Source organism: Lentzea sp. NPDC059081 (genome assembly GCF_042738015.1).
Classification (GTDB): Bacteria; Actinomycetota; Actinomycetes; order Mycobacteriales; family Pseudonocardiaceae; genus Lentzea.
This window is the reverse complement of the sequence record NZ_JBHYGW010000003.1, coordinates 574,828-584,434: the sequence shown is the minus strand read 5'-3', so window position 1 is coordinate 584,434 and position 9,607 is coordinate 574,828. Positions and strand designations below refer to the sequence as shown.

The 9,607-nt window shown below is 70.3% G+C and carries 8 protein-coding genes and 1 pseudogene; 7 read left to right on the top strand and 2 right to left on the bottom strand.

All coding sequences use genetic code 11. The annotated features are described in order from the left end of the window. The 4 genes and pseudogenes from purF to arfB form a co-directional block, all read left to right on the top strand. A partial coding sequence (gene purF, locus ACFWV3_RS10510) for an amidophosphoribosyltransferase (RefSeq protein ID WP_382410453.1) occupies nucleotides 1-1,492 on the top strand: 1,492 nt, incomplete at its 5' end. Between the two features lie 32 nt (nucleotides 1,493-1,524). Continuing rightward, complete coding sequence (gene purM, locus ACFWV3_RS10505) at nucleotides 1,525-2,586, top strand: phosphoribosylformylglycinamidine cyclo-ligase (RefSeq protein WP_382410451.1); 1,062 nt, start codon at nucleotides 1,525-1,527, stop codon at nucleotides 2,584-2,586. A 110-nt stretch (nucleotides 2,587-2,696) separates the two neighbouring features. Then, nucleotides 2,697-3,104 (top strand): annotated as a pseudogene (locus ACFWV3_RS10500) (SigE family RNA polymerase sigma factor); the annotation flags it as partial. Between the two features lie 712 nt (nucleotides 3,105-3,816). Further along, nucleotides 3,817-4,245 carry an alternative ribosome rescue aminoacyl-tRNA hydrolase ArfB gene (arfB, locus tag ACFWV3_RS10495; RefSeq protein WP_382410449.1) on the top strand — a complete coding sequence of 143 codons (429 nt, stop codon included), beginning with the start codon at nucleotides 3,817-3,819 and terminating at the stop codon, nucleotides 4,243-4,245. On the opposite strand, the gene ACFWV3_RS10490 is transcribed toward arfB, so the two are convergent. Beyond that, the gene (locus tag ACFWV3_RS10490) at nucleotides 4,228-4,899 is read right to left on the bottom strand and encodes a response regulator (protein WP_382410447.1); all 672 of its coding nucleotides are present in this window, start codon (nucleotides 4,897-4,899) and stop codon (nucleotides 4,228-4,230) included. The genes arfB and ACFWV3_RS10490 overlap by 18 nt on opposite strands. Further along, complete coding sequence (locus ACFWV3_RS10485; RefSeq protein ID WP_382410445.1) at nucleotides 4,896-6,428, bottom strand: ATP-binding protein; 1,533 nt, start codon at nucleotides 6,426-6,428, stop codon at nucleotides 4,896-4,898. The genes ACFWV3_RS10490 and ACFWV3_RS10485 overlap by 4 nt, the downstream gene beginning before the upstream one ends. Nucleotides 6,429-6,573: 145 nt before the next feature. Between ACFWV3_RS10485 and ACFWV3_RS10480 the strand changes: the two genes are divergently transcribed. From ACFWV3_RS10480 to ACFWV3_RS10470, 3 genes are read left to right on the top strand one after another with little or no spacing between them, the layout of a single operon-like run. Then, nucleotides 6,574-7,542 carry a Bug family tripartite tricarboxylate transporter substrate binding protein gene (locus ACFWV3_RS10480; protein WP_382410496.1) on the top strand — a complete coding sequence of 323 codons (969 nt, stop codon included), beginning with the start codon at nucleotides 6,574-6,576 and terminating at the stop codon, nucleotides 7,540-7,542. Then, the gene (locus ACFWV3_RS10475; protein ID WP_382410443.1) at nucleotides 7,539-8,057 is read left to right on the top strand and encodes a tripartite tricarboxylate transporter TctB family protein; all 519 of its coding nucleotides are present in this window, start codon (nucleotides 7,539-7,541) and stop codon (nucleotides 8,055-8,057) included. The genes ACFWV3_RS10480 and ACFWV3_RS10475 overlap by 4 nt, the downstream gene beginning before the upstream one ends. After that, complete coding sequence (locus ACFWV3_RS10470; RefSeq protein ID WP_382410441.1) at nucleotides 8,058-9,569, top strand: tripartite tricarboxylate transporter permease; 1,512 nt, start codon at nucleotides 8,058-8,060, stop codon at nucleotides 9,567-9,569. The last annotated feature ends 38 nt before the right edge of the window (nucleotides 9,570-9,607 follow it).

The window sequence follows — 9,607 nt, the reverse complement described above, 5'->3', positions numbered from 1 at the left end:
TTCCCAGCCCGAACAGGAACCCCGTGAGGAGTGCGGCGTCTTCGGCGTCTGGGCTCCCGGTGAAGACGTTTCCAAGCTCACCTACTACGGCCTCTACGCCCTGCAGCACCGCGGGCAGGAGGCGGCCGGCATCTCCGTCGGCGACGGCGCCCAGGTCGTCGTGTTCAAGGACCTCGGGCTCGTCAGCCAGGTCTTCGACGAACAGGTCCTGCAGTCGCTCAAGGGCCACGTGGCCGTCGGGCACTGCCGTTACTCCACCACCGGGTCCACGACCTGGGAGAACGCGCAGCCCACGTTCCGCACCACGGCGGCGGGCTCCGGCCTGAGCCTCGGGCACAACGGCAACCTGGTGAACACCGCCGAGCTGCTGGAGAAGGCCAAGTCGCTCGGCATCGTCGAGCGCAACGGCGCCACGACCGACTCGGACATCCTCTGCGGCCTGCTCGCCCACGCGGCGGCCGACAAGGGCATCGAGCAGGCGGCACTGGAGCTCCTGCCCACGGTCAAGGGCGCCTACTGCCTCACGTTCTCCGACGAGAGCACCCTCTACGCCGCCCGCGACCCGCACGGCGTCCGGCCGCTGGTGCTGGGCCGCCTCGAACGGGGCTGGGTCGTCGCCAGCGAGACCGCGGCGCTCGACATCGTCGGTGCCAGCTTCGTCCGCGAGGTCGAGCCCGGTGAGCTCATCGCGATCGACGAGGACGGCCTGCGGTCGACCCGGTTCGCGACGCCCGAGCCCAAGGGCTGCATCTTCGAGTACGTCTACCTGGCGCGGCCGGACACGACGATCTCCGGGCGCGGGGTGCACGCCACCCGCGTCGAGATCGGGCGCAGGCTCGCCAAGGAGCACCCCGTCGAGGCCGACCTGGTGATCCCGGTGCCGGAGTCCGGCACGCCGGCCGCCATCGGGTACGCGCAGGCCAGCGGCATCCCGTACGGGTCGGGCCTGGTCAAGAACGCCTACGTGGGCCGGACGTTCATCCAGCCCTCGCAGACCATCCGCCAGCTGGGCATCCGGCTGAAGCTCAACCCGCTGCGCGACGTCATCCGCGGCAAGCGGCTGGTCGTCGTGGACGACTCGATCGTGCGCGGCAACACCCAGCGCGCGCTCGTGCGGATGCTGCGCGAGGCCGGTGCGCTCGAGGTGCACGTGCGGATCGCGTCGCCGCCCGTCAAGTGGCCGTGCTTCTACGGCATCGACTTCGCCTCCCGGGCTGAGCTCATCGCGAACGGCCTGGACGACGACGGCATCCGCCGGTCGGTCGGCGCCGACTCGCTGGGGTACGTGTCGCTGGAGCAGCTCATCGCGGCCACCGAGCAGCCCAAGTCGCGGCTGTGCTCGGCCTGCTTCGACGGCGAGTACCCGATCGAGCTGCCGCAGGACGCGCTCATCGGCAAGCACCTGCTCGAGGGTCTCAAGGGCGTGTCGGGCTCGGCCGCTCCCGTCCTGCCGAACGGCTATGGTGCCGAAGACGCCCTGCGTCGTCCCTAAAAGCACCCCAGATCCAAGTGGAAGAAGTTGACGTGACCGACAGCGCCAAGGCCACCTACGCCGCCGCCGGAGTCAGTATCGCCGCAGGTGACGAGGCGGTGGAGAAGCTCAAGCCGTGGGCGGCCAAGGCGCACCGGCCCGAGGTGCTCGGCGGGATCGGTGGCTTCGCCGGCCTCTTCCAGCTCAAGCTCGACCGCTGGAAGGAGCCGGTCCTCGCGTCGTCGACGGACGGCGTCGGCACCAAGATCGCGATCGCGCAGGCGCTCGACAAGCACGACACCATCGGCATCGACCTGGTCGCCATGATCGTGGACGACCTGGTCGTGTGCGGTGCGGAGCCGCTGTTCGTGCAGGACTACATCGCCGTCGGCAAGGTCGACCCGGACAAGATCGCGTCGCTGGTCAAGGGCATCGCCGAGGGGTGCGTCCAGGCGGGCTGCGCGCTGCTCGGCGGCGAGACCGCGGAGCACCCCGGCCTGATGGGCGAGGACGACTACGACATCTCCGGCACGGGCGTCGGCGTGGTCGAGCAGTCGAAGCTGCTCGGTCCTGACCGCGTCCGCGACGGCGACGTCGTGATCGCCATGGGCTCCTCTGGCCTGCACTCCAACGGCTACTCGCTCGCCCGGCACGTGCTGCTGGAGATCGCGCGCATGCCGCTCGAGGGCCACGTCGAGGAGTTCGGCCGCACCCTCGGCGAGGAGATGCTGGAGCCGACCAAGATCTACGCCAAGGACTGCCTCGCGCTGATCGCCGAGACGGAGGTCCGCGGGTTCTCGCACGTCACCGGTGGTGGCCTGGCCGCGAACCTGGCCCGCGTGCTGCCGGCCGGCCTGCACGCCAACCTCGACCGCGGCACGTGGACGCCGGCGCCGGTCTTCCAGCTCATCGCCCAGCGCGGCCGCGTGGAGCGCGAGGAGATGGAGAAGGCGTTCAACATGGGCGTCGGCATGGTCGCCGTCGTCGCGCCGGAGGACGTCGACCGCGCGCTGGCCGTGCTCACCGCGCGCCACGTCCCGGCCTGGGTGCTCGGCGAGATCACCAAGTCCGAGCAGGGCGGCGCCGCGCTCGTCGGCGACCACCCGCGTTTCTGACCGAGAGGCAACCTCCCGGCCCGGTCGTCGCGTACTAGGCGACGACCGAGGAGGGGCAGTTGGACCGGGACCGCGAGTTCGGGGAGTACGTCGACGCACGTGCTCTTGTGATGCGCCGCACGGCGTTCCTGCTGTGCGGCGACTGGCACCGTGCCGAGGACATCGTCCAGACCGCGCTGATCAAGCTGTACGTGGCGTGGTCGCGCGTGCGCAAGGACAGCCTCGACGCCTACGCGCGCAAGGTGCTGGTGCGCGCCGCCATCGACGAGACGCGGCGCGGGTTCTTCCAGCGTGAACGGACCGTCGACGCCGTGCCGGAGCGCGCCGTGGCGGACCCGTCCGCCGACCTGGACCTGCAGGAGGCGCTCGACGCGTTGCCACCGGGGCAACGCGCGGTCGTCGTGCTGCGGTACTGGGAGGACCTGAGCGTCACGGAGACCGCCCGCGTCCTCGGCAGGACGGAGGGCACGGTGAAGAGTCAGGCCTCCAAGGGGCTCGCCGCGTTGCGCGACCTGCTGGTGGGCGAGCCGGCGTCGCGCATCCACACCCCCGAGGTGATCCGCAAGGGCAGGACGAAGCTCGTCCGCCGGCGCGCGGCGGTCGCGGGAGCGCTGGTGTTCGTGCTGCTGGCGGGGTTCGGCGTGACCGGGTACCTGGCCACCCCGGAGGAGGCAGCCGACAACAGCGGCTTCGGGTCGTCGGCGCAGTCCCCGGCCGACCACAACGCCGAGCTCACCAGGCGGTTGCGCACCGGGTACCAGCTGCCGTCCGGCATCACCGCGGAAGATGTCCCCGAGGTCGACGCCACAGCCTTCACGTTCTACACCGTCTACCCCCTCCAAGACACCTACCGCCGAGCCGTGGCGAGGCTGCGGGACACCGAGGGCGTCGGCGGCGTGTCGATCACGCTTGACCGTCCTCCGACCGCGAGCCTCGGCACCTGCGAGCTCGGCATCGCGTGCGAGATCGTGGAACGCAACGGCATCAAGGTCATCGTCCAGCAGTACCCGGTGCCCGGCCGGCCCGCTGTGAAGGTCCTGAACGCCCTTGCCGTCCACCCCGACGGCACGCGCGTCTCGGTCACCAGCAACAACGTCGGCGACTTCACCGACACCTCCATGCGCGAGTTCCGTCTGGAAGGTCAACCGCAGCGGCCGGCGCCCGTGCTGGACCGCGAGGAGCTGATAAAGATCGCGACACTGCCGGGCCTGACCTTCTAACCTTGCAGGCATGAACGACGTGACCGTGACTCGGACGCTGGTGATTCCGGCGTCCGAGTTGCGCGAGCGTTTTTCCAGGTCAGGCGGGCCGGGCGGGCAGGGGGTGAACACGGCGGACAGCCGAGTGGAGCTCTCGTTCGACCTGGCTTCCTCACCGTCGGTCCCCGAGCACCTCAAGACCCGCATGCTCGACCGGTTGCGGGGCAGGCTCGTCGACGGCGTCCTCACCATCGCCGCGTCCGAGCACCGCGCGCAGCTGCAGAACCGTGCCGCCGCAAGGGAACGGCTCGCCGCGGTCCTGCGGGCGGCCGCCGCGCCACCGCCTCCCGTGCGCAGGGCCACCAAGCCCACCAAGGGGTCGCAGGAACGGCGTATCGCCTCGAAGAAGCGCCGTGCGGACACCAAGCGCGGCCGTGGCCGGTCAGGCTCCTGGGACTAGCGCGTAGATCCGTTCCGGCCGTCCGGTTCCGCCGTACCGCAGCCGGACCTCCGCGCGTCCGGTCGACACGAAGTGCTCCAGGTACCGCCGCGCGCTCACCCGTGCGACGCCCATCTCCGACGCGCACTCCGACGCCGACAGCCCGTCCGGGTGCGACCGCAGCGCGTTCTCGACGAGCCGCGCGGTCTCCGGCGTCAAACCCTTGGGCAGCAAAGGTTTCGAGGTGGGGCGAGCACCGAACACCTGGTCCACGTCCGCCTGCCCGGCGGACCGCAGCCCGTGCAGCTTCTCCCGCAGCGACGCGTAGTGCGCGAGCTGGTCGCGCAGCGCCGAGTAGTCGAACGGCTTGATCAGGTAGTGCAGCACGCCACCGCGCATCGCGCTGCGCACGGTGTCCACGTCGGTCGCCGCGGTGATCACGATGACGTCCACGTCCTCGTTGGCGCGCAACGACTTGAGCACCTCGAGTCCACTTTGGTCCGGCAGGTAGACGTCGAGCAGCACCAGGTCCGGTTGCAGCTCCCGCACCAGCCGCAGCGCGTCCGCGCCGGTGTGCGCGACGCCGGCGACCTCGAACCCGTCGGTGCGCGCGACGTACCCGCTGTGGACCTTGGCCACCATGAAGTCGTCGTCGACGACGAGCACCCGGATCACCAGGGCAGCCTTGCCGTGAAGACCGACCCCGACACGCTGACCGACCCGCCGCGCCGCAGGCTCGCCCGCCGGATCAGCGCGAGCCCGATGCCGCGTTCGCCGTGTGATGCCGCCTTGGTCGTGAACCCGTGCCGGAACACCTCCTCGGCGAGCTCGGGCGCCACCCCGGGACCGGAGTCGCGCACCACCACCTGGACCTCGTCGTCCGTCTGCATCACACCTACCTCGATCCACTTGCCGCCTCCGCCGGGCGAGCTCAACGCGTCCAGCGCGTTGTCGACCAGGTTGCCCAGCACCATCACCAGGTCCGCCGACAACGCGTCGTCGACGCGGCCCAGCACGCTGTCCGGCGCCATCCGCAGCTCCGTGCCGCGTTCGGCCGCGAGCGACGCCTTGGCGATCAGCAGCGCGGCCACCGCGGGGTCGCCGATCGACGAGCTGACCTCGGTCCGCCACTGGTCCTGCGCCGTGCTGATCTGGTGAATGTAGTTGGTGACCTCGTCGTACTCCTTGAGCGCGATCAGCCCGGCGATCGTGTGCAGCCGGTTGGCGAACTCGTGCGCCTGCGCGCGGAGCGTGTCCGTCGCGTGCTGCGAGGCGTCGAGCTCGTGTTGCAGCGCAAGGAGCTCCGTGCGGTCGCGCATCGTCACGACCGCGCCCTCCCCGCCCTCGATCGGCATGCGGTTCAACGTCAGCACGACGCCCTGCCGCAGCACCAGCTGGTCGACGCCGGTCGAGCGCCCGGTCAGCACGTCGCGCAGCCGGTCGTTCAGCTCCAGCTCCTCCACCGAGCGGCCGACCGCGTCCTCCGGCAGCACCAGCAGGTCGCTCGCGTGGTCGTTGACCAGCGTGATCCGGTTCTGGCCGTCGAGCCCGACGACGCCCTCGCGGATGCCGTGCAGCAACGCCTCGCGGTTCTCGACCAGCGCGGTGATCTCGTGCGGCTCCAGCCCGAGCGTCTGGTTCTTCACCCGCCTGGCCAGCAGCAACGACCCGGTGACGCCGATGAGCAGCGCGATCGCGAGGTAGCGCAGCACGTCGACGGGCTGCTCCAGCGCGCCGGCGAAGATGCCGGGGTCCTCCGCGCCCGCGATCACCATGCCGTTCACCCGCCGGCTGACCGGGTCGAACACCGGCACGTGCGCCTCGATCGAGTCGCGTACGGTGCCCGTCCACGACCGGCCTTCGAGCGCCGTGGTCCTGGTGTCCAGAGTGGACCCGATCTGGTCGGGGTACGGCGAGGCGATCACGAGCCGCTTGTCGTTGAGGATCAGCACGTAGGAGGCGCCGGACAGGCTGCGGGCCGTCTCGGCGGGCGCCGACAGCAGCCGCCAGTTGCCCATCTGCTCCTGGACCAGCGTGTTCGCCGCGACCGTCTCGGCCACGGCCAGCATCCGGCGTTCCTCGTTGGAGCGAAAGTTGCTGCCCGTCTGGACGACCGTCAGCGCGCCCACCGCGCACAGCAGCAGCGTCACGACTACGAGTTGCCAGGCGAGGAGCTGGCTCGCCAGGGAGCGGCGGCGAAGCATGAGACCTCCCCACGAAGTCCGGACTCTGACCAGAAAGACCGAAAGAAACCTTGAGAGCGCAAGAGCGACACCAAGGTTTACACGAGAGCAACATGTCCAACCACGCGGACGAGAGGCGGGGATCACAGTGTCGGTGAAGGTGTGGGTGTCGGTGGCGACGGCGTTGCTCGCCGTCCTGCTGGTGCCGCCGCTGCTGTCGCCGGGTGCGGACAGCGGCGAAGGGAGCCAGGTGCGGTCACTGCGCGTGCTGGTGCCGAACTCGCCCGGCGGTGGCTACGACATCACCGCCCGCACCGCGGCCAAGGCCATGGAGGACGCTGACCTGCTGCGCAACGCCGAGGTGTTCAACCTGCCCGGCGCAGGCGGCACGGTCGGACTGGGACGCACGGTCGGTGAGCGCGGCAACGGCAAGCTGATCATGTCGATGGGCCTCGGCGTCGTCGGCGCGGTGTACACGAACAAGTCGCCGAACTCGCTGCTCGACACCACCCCGATCGCCAAGCTGATCGAGGAACCGGACATCGTCGTGGTCGCGAAGGACTCGCCGTACACGTCGATGCAACAGCTGGTCGACGCGTGGAAGGCCAACCCCGGCACCGTGACGGTCGGCGGTGGTTCGGCTCCCGGCGGACCCGACCACCTGGCGCCGATGCTGATCGCCAAGGCCGTGGGGTTGCAGCCCAAGACGGTCAACTACATCCCGTTCGACGGCGGTGGCGAGCTGCTGGCGTCGGTGCTCGGCGGCAAGGTCGCGTTCGGCGTCTCCGGTGTCGGCGAGTACCGCGACCAGATCCAGGCCGGCACGTTGCGGGTGCTCGCGGTGACCAGCAAGGACCGCGTCCAGGGCATCGACGCGCCGACGTTGCGGCAGACCGGCGTGGACGTCGAGTTCACCAACTGGCGCGGCATCGTCGCACCTCCCGGCATCTCGCCGACCGACCGCGCCAAGCTAGTCGAGGTGTTCACGCGGCTGCAGAAGACGCCGCAGTGGGAGGAAGCGTTGCAGCGCAACGGCTGGACCGACGCGTTCGCACCGGGTGACGACTTCAAGACGTTCCTGGACAACGAGAACAAGCGGGTGGCAACGGTGCTGAAGGACTTGGGGCTCGCATGACGACCGTGACGAGGACGGAGCCCCGCGGCTGGCTCCGCGACCGCTCCGAGCTGGGCATCTGCGTCCTGCTCGTGGTGCTCGGCGTGCTGGTGCTGACCGACGCGCTGCGCATCCCCACCGACTTCGCCCAGCGCGGTCCCGTGGGCCCGAAGGCGGTGCCGATCCTGGTCGGCTCGCTGCTGCTGCTCGTCGCCGTGCTGCTGGCCCGCGACGTGCTGCGCGGCGGCCGCGGCCAGGCAGAGGGCGGCGAGGACGTCGACCTGACCGAACCGGCCGACTGGCGCACCGTCCTGCTGCTGTGCGGCGCGTTCCTCGCGAACGCCGCGCTGATCGGCGTGGTCGGGTTCCCGATCTCCGGCGCGGTCCTGTTCTGGGGCGCGGCCTACGCGCTCGGCAGCAGGGCCTACGTCCGCGACCCGTTGATCGCCGCGGGCCTGTCGATCCTCACCTTCGCGGTGTTCAACAACCTGCTCGGCGTCCCGCTCCCCGGTGGCCCCTTGATGGAGGTGTTCTAGGTGGACCAGCTCCTCGACGGCTTCGCCACGGCGCTGACGCCGACCCACCTGCTGTTCGCGGCGATCGGCGTGCTGCTCGGCACCGCGATCGGCGTCCTGCCGGGCATCGGCCCGGCCATGGCGGTGGCGCTGCTGCTGCCCGTCACCTACGGCATGGAGCCGACCGGCGCGTTCATCATGTTCGCGGGCATCTACTACGGCGGCATGTTCGGCGGCTCGACCACGTCGATCCTGCTGAACACACCGGGCGAGTCCGCCGCCGTCGTGACCGCGTTCGAAGGCAACCCGATGGCCAGGGCCGGCCGCGGCTCGCAAGCGCTTGCCGCCGCTGCCATCGGCCACTTCACCGGCGGCATCATCGGCACGATCCTGATCGTCCTGCTCGCGCCGTTCGTGGCGAAGCACGCCGTCGACATCGGCGCGCCGGACCTGTTCGCGATCATGGTGCTGGCGTTCATCGCCGTCACGTCGGTCCTGGGCGCGTCCCGGATCCGCGGCGTCGCGTCGTTGCTGATCGGTTTGTCTTTGGGACTGGTCGGCCTGGACGAGATGACCGGCCAGCAACGCCTGACGTTCGGCTCCCTGCACCTGGCCGACGGCATCGACGTGATCGTGGTGGCCGTGGCCCTGTTCGCGGTGGGCGAGGCCCTGTGGGTGGCCGCCCACCTGCGCCGCAAGCCGTTCGTGCCGATCCCCGTAGGCCGCCCGTGGCTCTCCCGCGCCGACCTGAAGCGCACCTGGAAGCCCTGGCTGCGCGGCCCGGTGATCGGCTTCCCGTTCGGCGCCATCCCGGCCGGCGGCGCGGAGATCCCGACGTTCCTGTCGTACGTGACGGAGAAGCGGCTCTCCAAGCACAAGGACGAGTTCGGCAAGGGCGCCATCGAGGGCGTCGCGGGCCCGGAGTCCACCGCCTCCGCTTCGGCTGCGGGCACGTTGGTGACGATGCTGACGCTGGGCCTGCCCACCACGGCCGTAGCCGCCGTGATGCTCGCGGCGTTCCAGACCTACGGCATCCAGCCAGGGCCTTTGCTGTTCCAGCGCGAGGCAAACCTGGTCTGGGCGCTGATCGCGTCGCTGTTCATCGGCCTGACGCTGCTGCTGGTTCTGAACCTGCCCCTGGCCCCGCTGTGGGCGAAGCTGCTGCGCATCCCGCGCCCGTACCTGTACGCGGGCATCCTGTTCTTCGCCTCGGTGGGCGCCTACGCGGTGAACGCGGACATCTTCGACCTGCTGCTGATGTTCGTCATCGGCCTGCTGGGCTTCGGCATGCGCCGCTACGGCCTGCCGGTGCTGCCTGCGATCATCGGCGTGATCCTCGGCCCGGCCGCGGAACAGCAGATGCGCCGCTCGCTGCAGCTGTCGGACGGGTCGCTGACCGGGCTGGTGAACAGCCCGATGGCGGTCGTCGTCTACGTCGTGATCCTGGTGATCCTGTTCTTTCCGCTGATCAGGAGGTTTCTGCCGAAGCCGCCTGCTGCTGCGGAACCGGAGCGCGAGAAGGTCGACGCCTGACCGCGTTCGTTTGCGAAGGCCCCCGTTCTCCCGGCGGG

Excerpts from the sequence above, each read along its gene's own strand:
- arfB (WP_382410449.1), top strand. The coding sequence starts at position 3,817 with ATGAACGACGTGACCGTGACTCGGACGCTGGTGATTCCGGCGTCCGAG.
- ACFWV3_RS10475 (WP_382410443.1), top strand. The coding sequence starts at position 7,539 with ATGACGACCGTGACGAGGACGGAGCCCCGCGGCTGGCTCCGCGACCGC.
- ACFWV3_RS10485 (WP_382410445.1), bottom strand. The coding sequence starts at position 6,428 with ATGCTTCGCCGCCGCTCCCTGGCGAGCCAGCTCCTCGCCTGGCAACTC.